Annotated in this window: 19 protein-coding genes; 6 read left to right on the plus strand and 13 right to left on the minus strand. The window is 37.1% G+C overall.

Features of this window, described 5'->3' with window-relative positions; genetic code table 11:
* Positions 1-87 precede the first annotated feature (87 nt).
* The 4 genes from ABMA79_RS03390 (at position 88) to ABMA79_RS03405 (ending at position 4,909) form a co-directional block, all read left to right on the plus strand.
* On the plus strand, positions 88-2,277 hold the full coding sequence (locus tag ABMA79_RS03390) for a toprim domain-containing protein (protein ID WP_392856332.1): 2,190 nt from the start codon (positions 88-90) through the stop codon (positions 2,275-2,277).
* Between the two features lie 24 nt (positions 2,278-2,301).
* A complete protein-coding gene (locus tag ABMA79_RS03395; protein ID WP_393090315.1) occupies positions 2,302-3,768 on the plus strand; it encodes a DNA gyrase subunit A in 1,467 nt (488 codons plus the stop codon).
* Between the two features lie 301 nt (positions 3,769-4,069).
* The gene (locus tag ABMA79_RS03400; RefSeq protein ID WP_392858006.1) at positions 4,070-4,474 is read left to right on the plus strand and encodes an integration host factor subunit alpha; all 405 of its coding nucleotides are present in this window, start codon (positions 4,070-4,072) and stop codon (positions 4,472-4,474) included.
* Entirely contained in the window at positions 4,475-4,909 is a 435-nt protein-coding gene (locus tag ABMA79_RS03405; protein ID WP_393090318.1) for a MerR family transcriptional regulator, read from the plus strand.
* Here ABMA79_RS03405 and ABMA79_RS03410 read toward each other — a convergent pair.
* From ABMA79_RS03410 to ABMA79_RS03470, 13 genes are read right to left on the minus strand one after another with little or no spacing between them, the layout of a single operon-like run.
* On the minus strand, positions 4,868-5,839 hold the full coding sequence (locus tag ABMA79_RS03410) for a polyprenyl synthetase family protein (RefSeq protein ID WP_393056168.1): 972 nt from the start codon (positions 5,837-5,839) through the stop codon (positions 4,868-4,870). The two genes, ABMA79_RS03405 and ABMA79_RS03410, sit on opposite strands and share 42 nt — an antisense overlap.
* A gap of 35 nt (positions 5,840-5,874) precedes the next feature.
* Positions 5,875-6,834 carry a type II secretion system protein GspN gene (gene gspN, locus ABMA79_RS03415; RefSeq protein WP_392856325.1) on the minus strand — a complete coding sequence of 320 codons (960 nt, stop codon included), beginning with the start codon at positions 6,832-6,834 and terminating at the stop codon, positions 5,875-5,877.
* On the minus strand, positions 6,834-7,451 hold the full coding sequence (locus tag ABMA79_RS03420) for a hypothetical protein (protein ID WP_392856323.1): 618 nt from the start codon (positions 7,449-7,451) through the stop codon (positions 6,834-6,836). The genes gspN and ABMA79_RS03420 overlap by 1 nt, the downstream gene beginning before the upstream one ends.
* Positions 7,451-9,028, minus strand: coding sequence for a pilus assembly protein PilM (gene pilM, locus ABMA79_RS03425; protein ID WP_392856321.1), 1,578 nt, complete (start codon positions 9,026-9,028; stop codon positions 7,451-7,453). Before pilM ends, ABMA79_RS03420 begins: the two co-directional genes overlap by 1 nt.
* A gap of 60 nt (positions 9,029-9,088) precedes the next feature.
* Complete coding sequence (locus ABMA79_RS03430; RefSeq protein ID WP_393056165.1) at positions 9,089-10,456, minus strand: hypothetical protein; 1,368 nt, start codon at positions 10,454-10,456, stop codon at positions 9,089-9,091.
* Positions 10,440-11,354, minus strand: a complete 915-nt coding sequence (locus tag ABMA79_RS03435; protein WP_393090321.1) for a type II secretion system protein J — start codon at positions 11,352-11,354, stop codon at positions 10,440-10,442. The genes ABMA79_RS03430 and ABMA79_RS03435 overlap by 17 nt, the downstream gene beginning before the upstream one ends.
* A 7-nt stretch (positions 11,355-11,361) precedes the next feature.
* Entirely contained in the window at positions 11,362-11,874 is a 513-nt protein-coding gene (locus tag ABMA79_RS03440; protein WP_392856314.1) for a prepilin-type N-terminal cleavage/methylation domain-containing protein, read from the minus strand.
* The gene (locus ABMA79_RS03445; protein ID WP_393090324.1) at positions 11,859-12,524 is read right to left on the minus strand and encodes a Tfp pilus assembly protein FimT/FimU; all 666 of its coding nucleotides are present in this window, start codon (positions 12,522-12,524) and stop codon (positions 11,859-11,861) included. The genes ABMA79_RS03440 and ABMA79_RS03445 overlap by 16 nt, the downstream gene beginning before the upstream one ends.
* Before the next feature lie 24 nt (positions 12,525-12,548).
* Entirely contained in the window at positions 12,549-13,004 is a 456-nt protein-coding gene (gspG, locus tag ABMA79_RS03450; RefSeq protein WP_392856311.1) for a type II secretion system major pseudopilin GspG, read from the minus strand.
* A 47-nt stretch (positions 13,005-13,051) separates the two neighbouring features.
* Entirely contained in the window at positions 13,052-14,260 is a 1,209-nt protein-coding gene (gene gspF, locus ABMA79_RS03455; RefSeq protein WP_392856309.1) for a type II secretion system inner membrane protein GspF, read from the minus strand.
* A gap of 16 nt (positions 14,261-14,276) precedes the next feature.
* The gene (locus tag ABMA79_RS03460; RefSeq protein ID WP_393090327.1) at positions 14,277-16,010 is read right to left on the minus strand and encodes a GspE/PulE family protein; all 1,734 of its coding nucleotides are present in this window, start codon (positions 16,008-16,010) and stop codon (positions 14,277-14,279) included.
* Between the two features lie 20 nt (positions 16,011-16,030).
* Positions 16,031-18,400, minus strand: coding sequence for a type II secretion system secretin GspD (gene gspD / locus ABMA79_RS03465; protein ID WP_393056158.1), 2,370 nt, complete (start codon positions 18,398-18,400; stop codon positions 16,031-16,033).
* A 15-nt stretch (positions 18,401-18,415) separates the two neighbouring features.
* On the minus strand, positions 18,416-19,900 hold the full coding sequence (locus tag ABMA79_RS03470; RefSeq protein ID WP_393090330.1) for a hypothetical protein: 1,485 nt from the start codon (positions 19,898-19,900) through the stop codon (positions 18,416-18,418).
* Between the two features lie 243 nt (positions 19,901-20,143).
* On the opposite strand from ABMA79_RS03470, the gene ABMA79_RS03475 reads away from it, so the two are divergent.
* Positions 20,144-21,910, plus strand: a complete 1,767-nt coding sequence (locus tag ABMA79_RS03475) for an acyl-CoA dehydrogenase family protein (protein WP_392856301.1) — start codon at positions 20,144-20,146, stop codon at positions 21,908-21,910.
* A gap of 74 nt (positions 21,911-21,984) precedes the next feature.
* A complete protein-coding gene (locus ABMA79_RS03480; protein ID WP_393090332.1) occupies positions 21,985-23,655 on the plus strand; it encodes a CRTAC1 family protein in 1,671 nt (556 codons plus the stop codon).

Raw genomic sequence — 23,655 nt, forward strand, 5'->3', positions numbered from 1 at the left:
GTTGTAACTTTCAAGGCCTTTAAGTTTCCCTTATTCTTTATAGTAAATTCATTATAGCACGAAGCTAAGATAGGGGAAAATTTAAGCATGGGACGCAGCATTGAAAAAGTGAATCGTAAAGGTAAGACGAAAGACGCTGTCATTGAGAGTAAAGATCAAAGATGGCACTGTCGAAACCGTATTACGCTCGTCTTTGGTTCTAATGATATTGAAGATTTAGAGACATATGTCTACGAAGATAAGTCAGTCGATTTTAAAACGGTAAAATTTCACCAAGCAAAGTCAAAGGCCATTGAAGAGCTTTTAGATAACTGTATTGATGAATATTATCGTGGACACGTTACAGAAATTCATACTTCACTAAGTGAAGACGGGAAAACAGTTACTGTTGCTGATAACGGAATTGGTTTTCCACTAAATAAAGTGAAACAAGTTTACTCTGAGTTTAGAACTGGTTCTAAATTTAAAGATGAAGAAACTGATGAGAAGGGCTTTCTCCATCGAACTCTTGGACAAAACGGTCTAGGGGCCGCTGCAACTTGTCTTACGGCCGATGAGTTTTTTGTTACGATTAAGCACTATAACTCTAAAAAAGAGCAAACAACGAAGTTCATCGATGGTGCTCTTAAGGTTTCACAAACTAAGCCGAAGACCTTTAAGGGTGCTTCAGGTGTTTCAATCCAAGTAACACTGGCCAAAGAGGTATACAAAGACAATAAGATCGATGAAAACCTTTTAAGAAAGCGTATTATTGACCTTGCCTATAATAACCCTGGTCTTGCTTTCTACTTTAATGGTGAAAAGTATCACTATCAAAAAGGGCTCTATGAGCTAGCTCAAAGAATTGATGAGGAAAATGCTCACGACTTTGGTGAAACAGCTTATATCTACGAGACAATAAATACGAAAAAGAAAAAAGTTAAGGGAAAGATTGATATGTCTCTTTCTCTAACAATTGATAAAGGAAGCGAGGAAAGAGAAAAGTTTATTTCTTTTGTTAACTCAACTCCTACATATGACGGTGGTTTCCACCATGATCGTGTAAGAAGAATCTTTATCAATGCTGTAAAAGACAAGTTAGAGCGTCAGGCAAAGAAAGAGAAAATCAAGTTAGTTGATAATGATGTTCTTTCTGGCCTAACTTTCGTTCTTGGTGTGACAATGCCAAACCCAAGATTTGAGTCACAAACGAAACGTAAGCTCGTTCGTGATGTACATCTTGAGAAGGCCCTTGAAGAACTAATGAGCAAGTCGATGGATAAGTTCATGAGAAAAAATAAGGACTATCTTGAAGTCGTTATTGAAAGAGGGAAGTCTCGCCATAAGTATCAGGTTCTAAAAGAAGCAGCTTCAAAAGGCCGTAAGCAAAAAAGACAAAGAGTTGAAAAGCTTCTTGATGCTAACGAAAGAAAGAAGCGTGAGCTGTGTACACTATTTATTTGTGAGGGGGACTCGGCCATCGGTGGTCTAAGGTCAGCTCGTAATAAATTATATCAAGGTGGAATCGCTCTTCGCGGTAAGCCGATGAACGTTGCTCAAGCTGGTATCAAAGATATTCTAAATAATCAGGAATTCTCTGACATCATGGCATCAATTGGTCTTGTTCTAGGACAAGAAGTTGATGAAAAGAAGCTTCGTTATTCAAATATTGTCTTCCTTGCCGACTCGGATGTTGATGGTGGACACATTAATACACTTTTAACTAATTTCTTCTACCAGTTCTGGCCTGAATTATTTGAGATGGGTGCAATTCAAATTGCTAAGGCTCCTCTTTTTGAAGTCGTGACAGATAAGAAGACTCTATATTTTGAGTCAGATAAGGAACTTGAAGAATTTAGAGATGCTGGTGAAGTAAAGATTAAAGAAATTCATCGAAATAAGGGACTTGGTGAGATGTCACCAGAGGCCTGGAAGTATGTTTTATCTAAGGATGAGTACACTAAGATTGTAATAGACCAGAAGTCTAAGGCCAAGGAGATGCTTAATATCTGTTTTGGTAAGGATACAAATCTAAGAAAAGATCTACTTCTTGATGAAGATCAATCTGAAATAATGTCTGAAGCGATTTCTGAAGATAAGGTTGTAACAAAGCCTAAGGCCGCCAAGAAAGTAGCAAAGAAAGCGGCAAAGAAAACAGCAAAGAAAACTGCCAAAAAAACTGCAAAGAAAGCCGCAAAAAAAACGGCCAAAAAAGCTGCAAAGAAAAAGGCCAAAAAGGCCGTCGCTAAAAAAGCGGCCACTGGTGGCCTAGCGGACATGATTGATTACCTTGATTAAAAAGTATTAGGAAGGAAATAAATAATGCAAGAAACTTATCTTCATTCACTTGAATCAGTAAACTTAGAAGATATCGTAAGAGATGAGTATCGCACATATCAGATCTATACTCTTATGGATCGAGCGATCCCATATCTTCAAGATGGCCTTAAGCCAGGTCAAAGACGTATTCTCTATACTCTATGGAAGAATCAGTCGAAGGGACTTTTAAAAGTTTCTGCGGCAACTGGTTTAGTTCTAACTCTACACCCACACGGTCCAGCTTCAATCGAATCGGCGATTGTTAATATGGCCCAAGACTATACCTTCTCAAATAATTATCCACTTATTGATAAGAAAGGGTACTTCGGTGAGCGAATGGAAACAGATCCAGCGGCCGGTAGGTATATTGAGTGTAAATTGGGTAAGGTATCAGATCTCTTATTATTTGATGATATGAACCAAGTTGAAATGGTTCCAAATTATGATGAACGTTCAATGGAGCCTGTAGGACTTCTTCCTAAACTTCCTCTGATGTTACTTAACGGTGCAGAGGGGATTGGGACAGGTTTCTCTTCGACGATTCCAAGTTTTCATCATAAAGATCTAATCAAGTCGATGATCTCTTTTATTGAAACGGGAAAAGTTAAAAAGCTTAAGCCATATGTTCATAATTACTCACTTCCTATTCATGTTGATAAGAAGAGCGGTAAGCTAACTTTTGAAATGAGTATCGAAGAAATAGATGGAAAGTTTTTTATTACAGAACTTCCACGTGGATATGATGCTAAGAAAATCTATCGTCACCTGACAAAATTCATTGATAGTGGATTCATTAAGGATTTCGTTGATGCATCAGTTGATAACGAAATCAATATTGAGCTTCTTTTTAAGAAAGGACAAGAAGTTACTCTTAAAGAAGTTCAGGATACAGTTGGAGCAACTTCGTCTTTATCACCAAACTACACGCTAATTTCTGAGCGAGGAGTTAAGATTTTTGATCAGGCCGAAGAGATTATTGAGATCTTCACAGGTGAAAGGCTTAAGGTCGTTACTCGTCGCTATGAACTTCTATGTCTTGACCTTAAGGACTCGATTACGAAGAATAATGAAATCATTAAGTTCATTAAAAATAAAGAATATGAAAAAGCGACAAAGTCTAAGAACAGAAAGTCATTTGTTGAATACCTAGATAAGAAAAAATATGTCTATTCTGACTATCTAGCAGATATGCCAATTTATCGTATGACAAAGGATGAAGTGGAGAAGCGCAAGTTACTTGTTAAAGACGAGACTAAGAGACTAAATGAATACACTAAAATTGCAAAGTCTCCAAAGCTTGTTGCTAAGAAACTTGTGGAAGAGCTAAATGAAGTTGATACAAAATTAACTGATTGGCTTAAGAAGAAAGATGCTGAAAAGCACAAGCTTCTAAAGAAGATTGCCAAGGACCAGGAAAAGCTTGGTAAGAAAAAGGCCAAGAAGAAGGCCGTAAAGAAAAAATCTAAGTAAAAAAGTCGGAAATATATAAAAAAAATCCCCAGCAGAAGTAAGAACTTGTGCTGGGGATTGTTCATGTCAATACGCCAATTTGACAAGAAGAAGTTGATATAAACATAGTACATGGTATTTATTTAGTTGCTCAACTTAAGCTTTTCTTAAAACTGGCTTAATTGACGAGTTAACGCCAAAAAAGGCTAAGTTATTAAAATGAAATATATTTCCCACAAAATTTTTTTTGTGAAATATTCATAATTCTGCTAACCTATTAATATATAAAGGTTCTTTTGATTCATGGAGGAATGCAATGAGCTTGACTAAAGCTGATATTGTCGAACGAGTTTATAAGGAAGCAGGGTTTTCTAAAAAGGAAGCTTCTGATCTTGTTGACTTAGTTTTTAAGGTAATTAAAGATACTTTGGCCCGCGGGGAAAAAGTAAAAATTTCTGGTTTTGGAAACTTCTCAATTCGCGATAAAGCATCAAGAGTTGGCCGTAACCCACAAACAGGTGAGGCGATGGAAATTTCTGCAAGACGTGTTCTTACTTTTAAACCATCACAGGTTTTAAAGGAAGATATTACTGGACGCTACGTACACCGTATCGACGATAAAGGTAAGGAAGACACTTCAATTGCACCTAAGGAAGGAACTCCAAAAGCACTAACATCATTCAGAAATGATACTGATGATGACTATGAGAGCGAAAACGGATTTTAAATGCTAGAAACATTATCGATTCCACAGAAATCGTTATTTAAACTTGATGAAGTTTGCTCAATCGTTGGTGTAAAGCCATACGTATTAAGATTTTGGGAAAGTGAATTTGATGAAATTTCACCTCTCGTTTCTTCAACTGGTCAAAAACTTTTTGAACAAAAAGATATTCAAATGTTGGCAAAAATTAAAGGCCTTCTGTTTGAAGAGAAAATGACTATTGAGAAAGCTAAGCTAGTTTTAAGAGGTCAACTTGATCTTTCTAAAGACACTAGTGGAGCTCCTAAGAAGAAATTAAATACAAAGCCTGCAAAGTCTTCTAAATCAAAAGTTGCAAATTACAATATTGATTTAGATAAACTTGAGCAAGCAAAGAGCATCCTTAATCAATTGAACCTAAAGAGTCAAAGTATTCAACAAAGAAATAATTGGATCTAAAGAGGCGGGCCTAGCGCCTGTCTCTACATTTAAATGACCAGTTATAGTTTCTTTATTAGGTTCAATAATACTAAGTATCTTTCCAAGATATTCTCCGTATACTAAACGGATATTTTCGCACGCATACTTTTCAAAAAATACTTTCATATATTCAAGATTAGATTGTAGTTCTGCAAAACAATCCTGTCCTCTTGTTTTCCATGGGTTAATGGCCTCTTCGTGCTCACTTAATACTTCATCTTCAAGTTCACAAAGATCATCAAGAAGTTGAAAGGCAATTCCCATATGGTGACCTAAGCGGTGTAGTGCTTTGGCCGTCTCTAAATTTGCATCATCGTTGAAAAGATAAGGGCCAACAATTGAAAGTTGGATAAGACGTGCAGTTTTTAATTTATGAGTGAGGATTAGATTCTTAAAGCTCTCTGTCATGTGGTGACCAAGATCTAAGGCTTGCCCAAGGATGAGACCTTTTGCTCCTAAGCACCAATGAGCATAATTTAGAATCTCATATTTATTCTTTACGTTAATCTTATTAATTAAATTAAAGCTAAGAGATTGAAGTGCATCTCCTGCAAGGAGTGCTTGCCATTGGCCAAACTTTGCATGAGTTGAAAGTCGTCCACGGCGATATTCATCGTCATCCATACAAGGCATATCATCGTGAATTAGTGTATATGTATGATGAATTTCTAATGCACATGAGAAGCTCTTAACTGACTTTCTAAGCCTCTCATCACTAAAGTCTATACCAAAGTCTTTAGCTGTTGCATAAGCGAGCATAGGGCGAAATAACTTTCCAGCTGGTAAGAGGGAATAATCATAAATCTCACTAAAGAAATTTTGATAATTATTCTGATCGATAAATAATTTTAGGTCAGCTTCAATTTGCTGCCTTGCTTCTTTAAGCTCTAATACAGATTGATTTTGCATTGAATTAAGATGCTTTAAAGTTGGCCTTTAGTCAACTAGCGCTTAATCATTTTCGGTGTGTTTGGACGTCCAAGAGTACCATCAATTTTCATGTGATAGAAACCTTGCTCATCAGGAGTACCATTGCCTAGAAGAAGATTGATAATAGCGAAACTTTCAATAAACTCTGGCGTGAACTTTACCTGTGCTTCGATATCTAGACGAGAGTTTCTGATATTTCTTTTATCAAGAGTGATAGTACCACTGGCATTGGCACGAATAGGTGAGTTACTGTCCCCAATAATAAGCTCTTGAATTTCAACTGCTCCGCCGTCTTCAGAGTGGGCCTTGAAAGAAAGATTATTAATTGCAAGAGTAGGTAGCTCAAAGCTTTGGATAACTTGTGTTGGAATCGTAAAGTCTTTCGACGTTAGATAGATATCAAGGTCTTTAATGGCCTTAAGGTCTGTGCTAACAAGAGCATTTAGATTGATTGTTCCATCAAGTTTAAAGTTATTCATTAGTGGAGCAAGAGCATCAAAGCTAATAACTGTATTTTCAACCTTCACGTATTGAGTTGAAAAATTATGAATTGATTTAACGTTGATTTGATTATCAAGTCCTGCGATCTTATTAATTTCAGTATTGAAAGTAAGTCCCATTGGAGCAATACTTGGAAGTCCTAGAGAAATATCTGCTTCTGAAACTAAAAGTCCAGAGCGTGAGTTTAAACAGCGAGATGAAATATCAATCTCTTTTAAATTAATCCCTGGCAAAAAGTAGCTTAAACTAGCACTTTGATAGTAGATAGGGCAGCTACGATTCTTTCGTAGGCCATCGTAAACGAGATTCATAATCTTGTCTTCGACAGAGAAGTTAAAGATAAAACCAAAAAACAATGACAAGAAGGCGAAAATAGAAATTAGAAAGATTGTCTTCTTATTGATCTTATAAACATCTGTTTGTTCTGCTGCTTCACTCATATTATTCTTTTGATTACCTAAATTTTCCTGCATTAATTAACCTTTGCGTAAAATTCAACAAGGAACTTTCCTGAAACGAATTTTCCATCTGCTGTTTTTTCTAGGTCGATCTCTGTGATGATGATCTTAAACTTGCGATGAAGTTCATTTAAGAGGCCAACAAACGCCTTATTTGTGAACTTCTCAATCATGATACTTGTTTCAATGCGGTTAATTGAACCACCAAGGTTTTCTTTTTGAAAGCCGTCAACATTAAGTTGATTTCCTTTAATATTAAGCCTTGAAGTTGCGTTATTTAATTTACTGATAAAATCAGATTTTTCATAAATTGCTTCATTGATTACGATAGGGCCTTCTTGGGCCTTAAGCTTAATATTACCTTCTTTAAAGCTAATGATTGTTTGCTCTAATTCTTTTCTTGTATTTAGATCATTTACTTTGATGGTTCTAAAGATAAAAACACCAATAAGAGCGATAATTGGAATAATAATGACAAGACCAGAAAGGGCCTGATTAATAATTTTCTGCTCTGTTTCTGAAAAAGAGCGGAGTTGATCAGCAAATGATTGAAAAACACCAGAGTTTCTAGCTTCTTCAATTTGCTTATCGATAGCGACATCAATTTCTTTAAATACGCTTTTCTGTGTCATTATTTACCTTTAAAGCTAATTGTAATCTTATCTTTATTTGAGTCGTCAATATTAGCGTCGTTTACATTAAGGCCTTTAAGAACTTTAAGTAATTGCTTTGTATCGCGATCACTCTTACTTTGGAATTGTGCAAAACCAGAGTTAAGATCACCTTTGTATTTTGTCAGAGAAACTTCTTCATTTCTTTTAATTGCACTTGTAACAGTATGTAGATTTGCAAGAGCACTCGACTTCGGCACACCTGCTAATACTTTTAAATCAACTTCGATTGCTTTATTTTTTTGTTTAATGATCTTTGTTAATTTATCAGGTGATTTTCTAAGATATCTTTCCTGTTTTTTTGTAATATTAAGATCACTTGATTTGATAAGCTTTTTAATCTCTCTATCTGTGGACTTAATGTCGCGGTTTACGAAATAAAGTGATTCTACTAAAAAACCAGCACAAAGAATTAGGCAGACAAGAGCAAGACGATAGAAAGTAAAAATTGTATTTTCTAACTTAATTCCATCTTTTAATGCCGATGCAAACTCTTTTGTGAAAAAGTTTTTTGCAGGCTCTCTATATGTATTTGAAGCACCCATTGTGTAGGCGAGTGTAAGAGAGTTGTACTCCTGAGGAGAAACCATTCTCTCAAGACCTGGAGTCATAAATTGTGAAACACTAACATGTAGTCTTTCTGTAATATAATTATCGATATTCTTAATATTGGCACAGCCACCTGTTAAGTAGATATGTTCAATGCTTTGACCAGTTTTAACTCGATGACCTAATAACCAGCGATCAATTTGAGAGAGTAGGTCTTTAAAAGTATGGTGCATCATCAGAGCAAAGTCTTGTTGCTCTTTTGTTACGCTGTCCAGTTGTGACTTTGTTAAGAAGAAGCTATTTTCGTGTTTGAAAATTCTAGCTTCGGCCGGACCGATATTATAAGTTTTAGAAATTGCCTCATCAATGGCCGCACCAGCGACATATGAAATATGGTGAGTATAGATAATACCGTTATAAACTAAATAGGCCTTCGTTGTTTGATGACCGATATCTAGAATACAAACATTTGATTCTAACTTCTTTTCTTCGACAAAGCTTTGGTAAATACTAAGTTCCGAAGTTAAGTTTGAAGGTACAGTATGATAGGCCTGTAGAAAGTTTCGATAAGTTGCAAAAACACTCTTTTCTGCAATTTGAACAATAGCAGAAAATTGGCTATTAATTTTCTTATAAAGATTAACAATATAGTGAGTATCAGCAATATTAAATGGTAGATCTTCTTCCAGTTGGAAAGGGATCATTAGTTCCGCATCCTTCTTACTCTTTGCTGGAAGATCAAGGTAGCGATTCGTTAAAAACTCGTTAGGTAATTGAGTAATAATTCGACCGTTATAGTGTTGGTCTTTTAGAAAACCAGAGATGATTCTTTGTTGAAGCTCGTGTACAGAGACTTCTTGGTCACTAGGGCCACGAACATCCTCGAGTAGAACTTCTTCAATATCATCAATAATGAATCTTTTTTTGTGTACTCGGCCTTCAACAAATTTAATACTGTAGGCACCACAGTCTATTACTAAAATACTCATAAATTTATTTTACCAAATTTCAATAACTTTGCTGTTTTTTTTTGAATGAAAAATTTGCCATTAATAAGTGCGAATTTCAACAACCCTTGGGCGTAAGAGATAGCTCTTTCCTGTGGGCTTTTGTCCTTGAGAAGCAGATCCCGACTGTTGTTGTCCGTTACCACCGTCATCATCTTCATCTGGATTTTGGGAGCCGCCGGCCTGCTGTCCACTCTGGCCTTGGGATGTCGTCGATGGAGCTTGGGGCTTAATTGGTAAGTCGATAAAAGCAGTCAACTTATAGATCGTATCAGCATAGCTACCAATTGATTCTAGTTTAAATAACTTTCCACCTGTTCCAATAATGATATCGGCATCGGCAAATTCCTTGATTCTCTTATCAAAGTCAGAAGATTCAACTGCACCAATTCGATTTGTGATTAGCTCTTTAAAATCCTTATCACTTTTAAATGAACTTGGTGAAGTTCCATTTTCTTCATCACCGTCGCGGTATTTAAAGAACTCTTCAAGGGCAACGTCTGACATCTCTGGAAAAAGAACTTTAAGCTGATTAATTGTAATTTCGTTTACATTAATTACCGAGACATTGTGAATAGAAATTCGATCCTTGATTAAGTTCACGATTTCATCATCCCAACCAGCAAGAGAGTAGAGTTCATCAGCAGTTTCAAAGGCCGCATGCTTTGCTTCCACACCAAGGTTTTGGTAAGTTCTTTCGATATCGGCCTTTTCAGGTTCATCGTAATCTTCTTTACCTGAAACATAGTATTTTAATTCTTTAACAAGTAGCTTTGGGTCTAAGTTTGAATAGTGAAGGGCAAAGTCTTCATTATTTTCAATCTCATTTCTAAAAGTTCTCTCAAGCATATCTGTAAACGTTTTCTCCATAAATTGGTGTGGCGTAATTGTTGAACCATCTTGACCACTTTGACTTGAAGATGACTGAGAAGAGCTTCCGTTGACAGGCTTAATAACTCTTAATGTATTTGGATTGAGAAAGCCTGTGATTGGCTTTAGGCTCACTGAAATTGACCCTTGAATGAGAGATTCTTTTTCAAATTCTGCAATGGCATTCTTTTGTAGTGCATTGAGCTCTGTTGATACTGGAATAGGAACAATAAAAGGCTGAGTGGCAATCGCTTCAATATCACTTTTTGAAATAGTCGATTGAAGAGAAGTATTATCTTCAAGTTTATTCCATGCTTCGCGGTAAACTTTTAGCACAGAAAGAGCGTAGTGAAGTCCTGCTTCAGCGTTTAGTTTCGCTTGTACTTTATCAACTTGTCCTTGAATTCTAATCTTATTAAGTTTTGTTTCGTAAGTGAACTGTGCAAGTAGTACTGTTAAAATAGCAACAGCGGTCGTTACCATGATAATGGCAATTCCTGACTCATTTCTAAGTATTGTCTTCTTATTTTTTAAAGTCATACTTTTCCTTTAAGTCTTCGCTAGAATTAAATTCTGGCCACATAACACGTATTGTTCGGTTAAGTTGAAGCTCATCACCATTTTTCGAAACATAATCAATATTCATACGAATTAGGCGTGGGGTATTTCTTAGCTTATTTAACTCTCTAAGAGATGAAACAAATTTTTCTTTTTCAGGGCTGTAGAACTCAAAGGAGAAATCTCTAAGATTTTCAATCACTGGATATTCTTTGGCCTTACCCCAGTCGAGTTCTTTATTGTAAATATCAACAGGGATGACTGTTCTGGTAAGTGAGTAAGGAGCCTCTGTATTCTTTTCTTCTTCGTCTTGGCCCTCTGTCGAAGTAGTCACAACACGGTAACGTACCCACATTAAATTAGACTGCTTCATGTTTTTTACAAGCCTGCGGTTGGCAGATGATAGAAAAACAAGAGAGCCTTTTTCTTCATTTAAAAGAATTGGAATAGGAACATTACCAGCTGAAAGGTTATCAAAATTCTTATTCTTATAAAGATGAGTCGTCATGACATATTTTTTTGATTGCTGCTGTTGTTGCTGCTGTTGACTTGAACCACCAAGTCTTGATCTTGACTGAGATTGGGACTGTGATGTGTTATACGCCTTAGCAAAGGCCTTATTGTCATCGGCCTTAGATGATTCATAGTAAAGGGGAGAGTTGATTAATTCGATATCCCTTTCTATTCGCATCATACCAATTTCTAACTGAAGTCTTTCACGATCTTCTTTTGTGACACGATCATTCGTATTTACACTACTATCGACAATTGTGTAGATGGCCGTCATAAGAACAGAGAGTATAGCAATAGCGATGAGAACTTCAATTAATGTAAAGCCATCTTCATTTTTGTGAATATGATTTTTTTCAATGCTTTCCATTAAAAACCTAGAGTCCGTTTATCTGCACCTTGTACTTATCATTTGATAACCATGTACTAATTGTATATGTTTCATCAGTTGTATCATCTTTAACTGTGACACTAACTTGCCAAAGAAGCTTTTCAAGATTCTTTTTTACAACACCAAAAATCTGCTTTTGAATAGCATTATTACTATCATCACCATCGTCAGGTGTTTCAGACCCTGAGATCTTTTCAAAATCTGGAACAGTAAAATTCTTCCATTCGACGCTATAGCTAATATTGTCATTGCTTTCAAATTTTCCAGACTCTGGCTTGAGCGTGATGCTATCTTTTAGCTCTGGTGGATAGGCTAAGATTTCATTCATTTTCTCAATGCCATACTCACGTAGAGTAATCTCTGTGCGCATTTCCATTGAGTCAGTAATATTTAAGCCTTGGGCAGTAATGTATGAAGTGATAAAGACTGCGAATATTGCGAGCGCAATAAGAACCTCAATGAGGGTAAAACCTGAATTATTTTTTAATTGCTTAACCATTCGTTATAAAGTTCTTCTGCTTTAGTTGTTAGTTTTTCAATATAGTCGTCACTAGAAAAGTTCACATCTTCCAGGCCCACGTATTCACGATTGATTACTTGAGTATAGGGCTCAGTTGATAGTGCGACCATTTCATCTTCAGTTGCAAGAATAATTATAACAGAATCTTTCTCACCTGTGGGGTAAAAGTAGACATATGGTTTGCCAGTTGTGTGTAATTTTTGTGTCAGGGTGCTGCCTATGGCAACAATACGAACTCCACCAGTTGGACGAAACTCGTTCGCATCAAAGTCTGGAAGTGGCATAAATCTTCCTTGCTTATTTGCTTCTTTTTGTTCTTCCGCTGTCAGGTCATCATAATTCTTTGTCGAGTCCATATCGATAACAAAGTCATTACTTTGGGCCATTTCTAGGGAAAGTTTTTGGTCGATATCTTCAATATCAAAACCAACTCGTAAGAACTTATTTGTTAGACTAGCTTCATCACTTGAGAAGCGAATAATACGTTCTATATTTTCAATCGTGTCATCGAGGTTGCGGCGAGAGGAAAAGGTTGATCCTGCAACCATGTAGAGAAGTAGGGAGGCTAAGGCCATAGATACCAGAATTTCAATTAATGTAAAACCTGATTGTCCATGTGCCTTATGCATAACTTCCCTGACTTTTAATTTAAATTACTTCTTATCTCTTAGGTAGATATCAGCAGCGAAACCTTCTCCGCCTTCTTCGTTATCATTACCATAAGACATGATATTGTAAGTCTTTCCATCTGAAGTATAAACATACTCCATATCCCATGGATCTAATGGAATTTCATCTGCATCGATAAATCCATTTGGTGGATAGTTCTTACACTCGCGTCCTCCAGACGGCTTTGAGATAAGTGAATCTAATCCCATCTCTGTCGTTGGGTAGAAGTTACATTTTCTTCTAAAGTCTTTAAGAAGTGACTCTAGTGACTTCATTTGAATGTTTGCTGATTTTACACGACCTTCTTCTAGTGAGTCGAAAACCTTACCTGCAATAAATGTCCCCATTAATGAAATTAGAGTAAGGGCAATTAGGATTTCAATTAATGTCATCCCGGCCTGACTCTTCATTACTTGGCGCTTAAAAAAATTGTTCTTCATTTAAAATCTCCTTAAATGTCTTCTTTCTTTATATCCTCTAAAAAAGCTTAGTTGATTGAGTTTAGTTCCATCATCGGTACGACAACTGACATAACAATGAAGGCAACAGCTCCACCCATACCGACCATCATAATAGGTTCGAGAACAGATGTTAACCCACTCAATTTAGATTCTACCTGATCTTCGTAGTTTTCTGCAATGATGTTAAGCATTGGTTCTAGTTCACCTGATTTCTCACCTAAACTAATCATATGGGTAACCATGATAGGGAAGTATCCTGATTGTGCAAGGGGCGCCGCCATGGAAGAACCTTCCGATATATTAACACGAGCACTTTCAATGGCATCTTGCATATGAACGTTGCCAATTAGGTTTTTCACAATTTTCATGGAAGCAAGAATTGGAACACCTGAATTTAAAAGTGTTGCTAGAGTTGAGGCAAAGCGCGATACGTTCACCATTGTGATAAGTGAACCAAAGACTGGAAGTTTCAGAGTAACGTAGTCCCACTTAGCACGACCATTCTTAGTATTAATATAGCGATTAAATAGCCAGTAAAGCCCGAAAGCTCCAATAATTACGGCCCACCAATATTGTTGTAAAAAACCAGATAACCAAATTGAAATTTTTGTCGGTAGTGGTAATTCTTTTTTCATGGAAACAAAGATTTTTGTAATCTTTGGAATTACCAGGACAAGAATGACACCCATAACAAGGGCACCAACAAGAAGCATGATGATTGGATACATCATGGCACCTTTTACTTTATTTTTTAACTTAACTTGCGCTTCTGTGAATTCTGCAAGACGAAGAAGAACGATGTCTAATGTTCCTGACTGTTCACCAGCTTCAACCATGTTGACATAGATATGATCAAAGATTTTAGGGTAGTCAGAGAATGCTGATGCAAGGGAGCTACCTTCATTAACTTTTTGGCGTATCTCTGAAAGGACAACTTTAAGCTTCGGGTTCTCACACTGTTCAATGAGGGCGTTAAAGGCCTCGACAATTTGAATCCTTGCTTTGACAAGAGTGGCCAGCTGTCTTGTCATAAGAGAGAGATCGTTGATTGAAACGGTACTACCGAAATTTAGTTCAAAAGAAGTCTTGCTAGAAGACTTATGTTCTTTAATCGCTGTAAGCATAATACCTTGAGCACGAATCTTGGCCTTTGCTGCCTGTTCGTTCTCTGCTGTGATATTACCTTTCTTTTCAGTTCCGGTGCGATCAATACCTTTGTAATCAAATATGGCCATTTCTTTTTACTCTTTGTTATTCCTGACTTTCGTCTTCGCCTTCAATATTAATAGCACGGTTCATTTCTGCAATTGAAGTAATTCCCATAAGAACCTTTTCAATAGCATCGTCTCTAAGAGTTTTCATTCCGTACTTCTGGGCAACTTTTTTAATTTGTCCAGATGGGGCAGAGTTAATAATCAGCGAGCGAATTTCATCGTTTATCATTAGAAGTTCTGCAACAACAGTCATCCCCGAGTAGCCTTTATTGTCACAACTTGGACAACCTGCTGATTCGTATACTGTTGAACCTTCTGGTATCTTATCAATCCCTAAAACTTCGAGATCGAAATCTGTAATATCTTTTGGCCTCTTACACTCTTTACAAAGAGTTCGAATAAGTCTTTGCGCTAGTGCACCTGAAAGAGAAGAGGCAATCATGAATGGCTGAACACCCATATCAATCAGACGGTTCGGTACAGATGAAGCGTCATTGGTGTGAATTGTCGAGAGAACAAAGTGACCTGTAATTGAGGCCTGAATTGCCATTTCTGCAGTTTCGTAGTCCCTTGTTTCCCCAACCATGATAACATCAGGGTTTTGACGAAGAATGGCACGAAGTGCTTTGGCAAATGAAAGTTCAATCTTATGATTTACCTGAATCTGTGAAATTCCTGGTACTTCATATTCCACCGGATCTTCAACTGTAATAATCATTCTATCTGGTGTATTAATTCGACTTAACATTGCAAATAGAGTTGTCGACTTACCGTGACCAGTTGGACCTGATACATAAACAATTCCATCTTTTCTTTGCGAGAGGGCATCGAGATCATCAAGAACCTTTCCATGGAAACCAAGGTGGTCTAGCTGAAGGATATTATTATCTTTTTCAAGAATCCTCATAACGATACGCTCACCATTTTGAACAGGTACCGTCGAAAGACGAATATCAATATCCTTACCGGCCATCTTAATAGGAATACGCCCATCTTGTGGAAGACGTTTTTCTGCAATATCTAGCTTTGCCATAACCTTAATACGTGAGGCAACAGCTGAGTGAGTCTTAAGAGGCTGTCTTAAAACTTCCGTCATAACTCGGTTAATACGAAAACGATAAATCGACTCTTTTTCATAAGGCTCGATGTGAATATCGGTCGCGCGCTCTTTTACTGCTCTAAAGATAATTGAGTTTACGAAGCGAATAACAGGGGCCTCATCAGCTCCTGCATCTAAGATATCAATTGGCCCATCGAGATCAAGAGACTCATCGAATTCATCTTCAAGAGACTGAACCATATTCTTATTGGCCTTCTCGTAAACACGGTTAATGGCATCATTAACTTTTAGAGGCTGGGCAACAGAGATATGAATATCTTTTTTAAAGATCTCTCTTAAATCGTTAATAGCATCAAAATTGAAAGGGTCAGTGATAATCACTGAAACAAAGCGGGGAGTTTCCATCACTGGAATAAGCTCCTGAGTCTTTGCATAATTGATTGGAATATTTGTAATAAGTTCCGGGTCAATTGAGTCCACGTCAATTTCAGACTCATATGGAATTTCAATTTGGTGACAAATTACTTTTGTAATATCGTGAGGGTGAATATAGTTCTTCTTAAGTAAGATTTCACCGATAAGCATGCCAGATTCTTGTTGAATCTCTAGCGCCTCATCTAATTGCTCACGTGTAAGAGAGGTGTGCTTAATTAAAAGCTCACCAATCTTTTCTTTACCGTGTTCAAATGTTTCTAGCATTTGGTTTCTCATTAACATCAAGCCTTTTTAAATTACTTCTTAATCACAACTTCTTTATTTGCAGACTTTACTTTTACAGCAGGGGCCTTCTTCGTTGCAGATTTCTTAGCGTTTACTTTTTGAACGACGTCATTGTAGCTTGGCTCAATTACTGATTCGTTCATTACGCTATCCTGATTTTGTTGCTTGTAATACTTATTACGTTGCTCATCATAAAGAGGACCTTGCTCTTGTTTTTGAGCTTTATTATAAAGACCCTTAGCTGTTGACTTAAATGGATCTTTTTCACCATGGAACTCTTTAAGGTGAGAAGCACGACGGTTTAAGCTCTCTTTAACAGTACTTGCAACGTCTTCTTGATAGTTATCAAGAATCTTTGGTGTTAAGAACATTAGCATATTAAGTTTTTCTGTTTGAGTCGTCGTGTTCTTAAATAGCCAACCAAGAACTGGGATATCACCAAGTAGGGGAACCTTACTTACTGAATCAGTTGTCTTATCTCTCATCATACCACCCATTGCAATTGTGTCGCGGTCACGAACAGTTACAGTTGTTACGGCACTTCTTACAACAGTACCAACACCTACTGCTTGTACACCAGATGGGAGTGCTCTACTTGAGAAATCTTCAAAGTTTTGGTCAATTTTTAGTTTGATATATCTCGTTACCTTGTTAATTTGAGGAGTTATCTTCATTTTTAACGTAACGTTTTGTGTCTCAAGTGATGTCGTTGTCGAACCATTTGATGCTTGAGTTTCCTTCGGTACAGGGATCTTTTCACCAACTTCAAATATACCTTCAGTATTATCTTGAACGAGTAGTTGTGGAGTTGAGAGAACGTTTGTATCCCCATTACTTGCAATTGCTGAAATTAGAGCATTAACAGAGTCGATCTTAACAGTTTGACCATTAATCTCTGTTTCAATTTCGTTACCAAGACCAACACCTGCAAATAGACCACCAATTGATGTCCATGTTCCAGAAATTAGCTGAGTAAGGATTGAACCTGAAGTTCCGTTAATTGAACCAGCTCTATCAGCTGCACCAGAACCGTAGGCCCCAACAATAGAAACACCAAGGTCACGAGACTTTGAGATATTTGTTTCCATCACAAGACCTTCGATAAATACTTGGTCTTTTGGTTGGTCTAGCTTCTTAATAACTTTTTCAAGTGTAAGCCAGTCAGTAGGTGAGGCCGTAACAACAAGAGCGTTATTTGATTTATCTGCAGTAATTCTTACTTCTGCATTGAATAGTTCATTATTGTCATCATTTGAAGTTCTAGAAAAACGAGAAGTCCTTCTCGTGCTCGATGATGATCTCGACTTTGATCCACTAACTAGCTCAGATAATGTCTTTGACATATCTTCTGCATCACCGTGATAAAGGTAGTAAACGTGGATTTGTTCGTTATTTGAAGCAACTAACTCAACATCAAGCTTATTAATAAGCTCTTTAAGTCTCTTTGCCCCACTTGAATTGGCCATGGCAATAATAGAGTTCGTACGTGGCTCAGCAGTAAGCTTAGAAATAATTTGCCCACCTCCATCTGAACTTCTTCTTGAAGAAGTCTTCTTTGATGTATCATCTTTTAGAATCTTATCTAGAAGCTTAGCAATTTCAGAAGCGGAAGTATTTTTAACAGGAATAATTTGAAGAGTTTCTTCGTGTCCAGGAACATCGATGAATTTAATTAAACTCATTAAACGATTGATGTTAGAACCAGTATCCTGAATGATAATTGTATTTGTTTGCTTGATTTCAATAATACGCCCGTAACGAGACATGAAAGGTCTAAATGAACGAGAAACTTCTGTTGAATCAATATTCTTAAGAGCAATAATCTTCATTAGGTAATTTTCTGTTTCTGGAACATAGTTACCTGTGTAGATCTTTGTAGGGATGTAGCGAATATCTCTTGCTTGTACAATCTTGTAGAAAGCACCAGATTTAACCATTGTTAAACCATTCATATTAAGCGCTGCTAAATAAGCTTTCCATGCATCACCAACTGTAATTGGAGTTGGTGCTGAAATTGAAATCTTTCCTTTGAGGTCCTTGTCGATAATAAGGTTAAGCCCTGTAAGCTTTTGCATATGCTTTGTCAGGTCTTGTAGGGAAGTGTCTTCAAAATCAAAGCTTGTGACAATCTCTGGCCCAAAAGCAGTTTCTGGGTTTAAGTTAACGTAAGCATCGTCAGACTTCTTTGGTTGAGTCGCTGTTCTACCAAATGCATCACTTCCTGACTCTGCATTCCCACTATTGAGTAGGTTGGCAGCGGAAGGAGTCGCATCACGATTAACCTTCGTTTTTGATTTAAATTGTCTAAACTGGGCCTGCGCCGGATCTGCGGCCAGACATAGTAAAGATAGTGCTGAGAGATTTAAAAATAGTTTCTTCATCCATGATCCCTATAATTATTCGACAAAATTGTAGTTGTAGCTTTGCTGAACTCCGTTTCTCTTAATACCGAGTTCGTAATAGTCCGTAGACTTAATTTTTCCAAACATTCCCATAATTTGATTCATATTCTCGATTTTTGCGCCGTTAATTTCACAAATTATGTCATCATTTTGAACATTTAAGTATGAATAGATTGAACCAGGTTTAACTTCAGTCATTTTGAAGCAAAGTGATCCATCTGGATTCTTAATTGTAATGGCCTTGGCCTGCGTAAGAACGTCTCCAATATTACTTAGAAGAGAGTCACGAAGTTCTTTCTTGATTTTAAAGTTATTTCCTTCAACTTTAATATCTTTATTGAATTCCGGCATAACTTCTTTCGCTCTACTTGGAGGAAGAATCTTTGTATTGGCCTTGCGTGCAAAGCGTTTCGCTTTCTCGTCAACATTTGCAATGAATTCACATTCACCAGTTCTTAAGTTTTTAAAGATAACTTTTTGGCGAGTGATACTTCCAATTTCTGCAATATTATTAATCTTTCCACCAACACGAACATTTTCAACTTTTCCACGGTTAGAAACACTAGCAACTGACTTCTTTGTATTTTGTAGAACGATCGTATTTAGCAGCTTAAAGCCAAGTCTTGATTCTTGATCGGCCGAAAGACAAACCTTAACAACATTCTTTGGACGCTTAACTTTTGTTTCAGCTTTTTCATTCTCATCTTCTTGAATATTGAAAGGGTTGTAATTTCTAATATTAGCAATCGATGGATTGTGGTCGTATGTAGTAGGGCGACTAAAGTTTGTTTGAAATTTTGCACTGCTATCTTTTCCACTTAGAAAAAGAGCGGCAAACTTTCCAATCTGATATAAGAAGGCACAAGTTAAGAGAATTAAGAAGTAGTGATGAATCTTTGGACGAGACTCATTACTTAGAAGGTTAGGCAGGAAGTATTGGGCACCTGATTGGTGGCCTTTTCCTCTTTTTCCAGCGCCAACTTTTGATAAATCAAAGTCTTCAGTTTTAGATTTAATCTTATCAAGCATACGTTGCATGACATTGTACTTATTGCCTGATTCAGCCTCTAGCTCGTCTTCTTCATCATCTGAAAATTCCTCAGAGTCTTCATCTTCAGTGTCATCTTTTGATTTATTAGAGAGCTTACTCTTTAGCTTTGATAAGAAGCCTGCGTCTTCTTCAGAGTGTGCCTCAAGGTCATCAATGTAGACTTCTAGAGTTGGGTCTTCCAACACGTTGTCATCTTCTTGATGTTCGTCTTGATCTTCCTCTTGATGATTATCTAGTTGAGCAGTTGGAGGGGGTGGAAGAGGGATGTCGACATCTTCTTCGTAGACTTCGCCTTCGTCGCCTTCGTACTCTTCCTCATACTCTTCGCCATCGTGAAGAGTTTCTTCATGCTCAATAAATTCACTGTCATCCTGTTCCTTGGATAACTTCGATTTAATTTTTGAAAAGAATCCTTTCTTTTTCGTCATTAAGTTTCTTCTTGAAAGTTTTTATATTTTAATACCTTATAGTATTTTAAGGTTGTTTACCCAAAGCATCAACCATTGATATATTCGGTAAGAATTTTCTTTATTTGTGACCGAGTGTTTTTGTCGGACAAACTTTAGTAAGTGTTTGCTTTGATTATTTGACGTATGTCGTGCTAAAATGTCAGGGAATTCTAGTCAATCAAATTTCTACCCACATAGATGGATTTAAAAAAGGACTTAATGATGAGTGAAGAAAAGCAAATGATGGACTCCATTGTTGGAGATCTATTCTTTGGTGAAGTTAAAGAAGACAATGTATTTCCATACCCTGGTTTTACTGATGAGCAGCAAGACTTTGGGCGCGAGATGGTGAACGCTGTAAATAAGTTCTGTGAGGGGACTTTAGACGGTGAGAAAATGGATCATGAAGGTGTGATCCCACCAGAAGTAATGCAAGGTCTAGCTGAGCTTGGGCTTTTTGGGATGGGTGTTCATGAAGACCTAGGTGGTCTTGGCCTTGACTATACTCTTTATAGTCGCGTTTTTGCAGAAGTTGCTTCTTTTGATGGTGCCGTTGCGACAATGATTGGTGCTCACCAGTCGATTGGTTACCGTGCACTACTTAATGAAGGAACTGAAGAGCAGAAGGCAAAGTGGCTTCCACAACTTGCTTCAGGTGAAAAGTTAGCAGCATTTTGTTTAACTGAGCCAGGATCAGGTTCTGATGCATATTCGATTAAGACAAAGGCCGTTGATAATGGTGACGGTACTTATACAATCACTGGACAGAAGCTTTGGATCACAAATGCTGGTACAGCTGAATTTTACTCAGTATTTTGTAAGACAGATCACGAAGTAGATGGTGAAACAAAAGAGAAGATCTCTTGTTTTGTTATTGAAAAGGGAATGGAAGGTCTTTCATTTGGTGAAAAAGAAAACAAAATGGGAATCCGTGCATCAGAAACACGTGCGGTTTACTTTGATAAAGTAATTGTTCCTAAAGAAAATATTCTTGGTGAGCTTGGAAAAGGTTTCAAGATTGCCATGAACGTTCTTAACTCTGGACGTCTTTCACTTGGTGCAGGATGTGTTGGTGGAATGAAGACAATTCTTAAGCTTGCAACTGAGCACGCTAAAGGACGTAAACAATTTGGTGCGCCAATTGCTGAATTTGGTCTTATTCAAGATAAGCTTGCTCTAATGGCAGCAAGAATCTATGCAACAGAATCAATTGTTTACATGACAACTGGTAATATGTGTAAAGGTCTAAACGACTACTACCTAGAAACTGCTGTTTGTAAAATTTATGGTTCTGAGTCTCTTTGGGAAGTTGTTGACCAAGGGATGCAGATTGCGGCCGGTAATGGTTATATGAAAGAGTATCCATACGAAAGAATTATGAGAGACTCTCGTATTAATATGATCTTTGAAGGAACAAACGAAATTCTAAGAATTTTCCTTGCTCTTTCTGGTATCAGAAACCCGTCTGAAAGCATGAAAGCTCTTGGTAAGGCGGCAGACGTTTCTAAAGCTCTTCAAGATCCGATTAAGTCAGTCGGTGTTTTAACAAACTTCGCAAAAGGTCGTCTATCAAAGATGATTGGGCAACGTCTAATCACTAAGCATCATGCTAAGCTTGATAAAGAAGCAGGGAAGTTTAACTCTCTTCTTGGTCAATTTGCGATTCAAGTTGAAAATACACTAATGAAGTATGGTAAGAATATTATTGGAAATGAGCTTCCACAAAAGAGAATTGCTGAAATGGCGATGAACCTTTACGTAATGCTTGCTGTAATTTCTCGTACAACTTCAATCCTTAATAGTGACAAGATCGAACAAGACAAGAAAGACTATGCTCTTAACCTTGCTCGTGTCGCACTAAAAGATGCAAGAGCTGTTGTTGTAACAAATCTTAAGGCAATGACTTCACATGATGATAAAGTTGTTAAAGAAACTTCTGATCAAGTTTGTGCAAATGATGGTTACGGCCTAGATATCATCAACTTCTAATTATTTTCAAGACAATTTAAAAAATAATCTCTTAGGCCCTAGTAAAAAATGCTGGGGCCTATTAGAATATTGATATGAAATATTCTCTCCTGCTACTTTCTTCGGCCATACTCGTAACTTCTTGTTCTAGTAAGGTTTTTAAAAAGAAAGAAAAGAAATCAAAAGCTAAACAAGTAAAGCTCAATTATGGGCCAACAAAGTCATCTTCGAAATTTGTCGATGTGACGAAAAAGCTTGGACTAAGTGGTATTAAGGCATCGCGTGTTTACGTCTATGATATCAACGGCGATGGAAGAGAAGACCTTGTTTTCTTAAATGGAAATTATTCTGTGCCTCAGTTTTATTTGGCCACAGATGAAGGTTTTGTTAAAGCAAAGAATATCTACTTTGAAGATGATGTTCAGGTGACATTCTTACAGTTTGCAGACCTTGATAAGGATGGAATCGTCGATGTTGTTACTGGGATTCATAACCAGAAGTCGGCCTTAACAAAAAAACCACTTGTTTCATATAAGGGAAGCCCTTCCCGCAATAATGGTATCGTCTTCAGGAAATTTGGTGAGACAAGCTTTGACTTCATTGCTCCTATTTCAAACGTTAACCTCTTTGATTACGATAATGACGGACTCTTAGACTTCTTTGTCGCTAATTGGTTTGATCGTAATAAAGAAGGGGAGGCAATTGAGAATCGCCTCTTTACTTATAAGAAGGGCAAGGTCTTTGAAATCTCAGGGGCGCTTACAACTGAGCTTGATCAACGTGGTAGCACATATATAAATATTGCACCCACTTTTTCTTCAAGTATTTGTGATATCAATAATGACGGCATTCCTGATATCTTAACGAGTAACTCTGCAGGCCATCCAAATAAGCTTTGGCTTTCAACAAAACGTGGGAAAAATATTGTCTACACTGATGCTGGCCAGAGTTCTGGTTACAGCATGGATACAATCACTAGTGGTGGCCGCTATAACGGCGGAAACTCTACTTTTGCAATTTGCGGTGATTATAATAATGATGGCTACTACGATATCGCCATGGGAGAAATCTCTCACTCTCTTGATCTAGCTTCTCGTGACCGTTCAAGTATTTTGACGAACAAAGGTGTTAAAAAGATATCATTCATTCGTACTGAATATACAAACGATGAGGCGAAGGCCAATTGGAACCAAGGTGACATGAGAGGACTTTGGAGTGACTTAAATAACGATGGACTTATTGATTTAATCGTTGATAACTCTGGCTTTCCTCCTCACTCAAGACTTGTCTCATTTGTACAGGAAAATGATCATGAGTTAGTTAACCGTGCGCCAGATCTTGGAATTGATATTGTCAATCCAAGCTCTACTGTCGTCCTAGACTTTAACGATGACGGAAGAATGGATATTCTAACGATTCAAACGAATACTCGTGATTTTAGAATTACGCCAAGAGTTTACTTATTCGAAAATCAGCTTCCGCAAAAGAACTTTATCAAGCTTAAGCTCATTGGGAAAAAGTCTAATAAAGAAGCCTATGGTGCGAAGGTAATCGCAGATACTGATAAGGGCAATACTCTTACTCGCCAGCACTATCCATCTTTTGGCCAATTCCAACCTCAAAATTCATCTTATATTCACATTGGTCTTGGAGATGAGAAGGTTAATGAAGTTGTCGTTGAATGGCCTTATTTATTAGAAAATGGGAAGAAGCTTAGAAAAACTTATCCTGTCTTGATGAACTCAACGACAATCATAAAAGAGTAG

The sequence above is a fragment of the Halobacteriovorax sp. HFRX-2_2 genome (genome assembly GCF_043196705.1).
Classification (GTDB): domain Bacteria; phylum Bdellovibrionota; class Bacteriovoracia; order Bacteriovoracales; family Bacteriovoracaceae; genus Halobacteriovorax_A.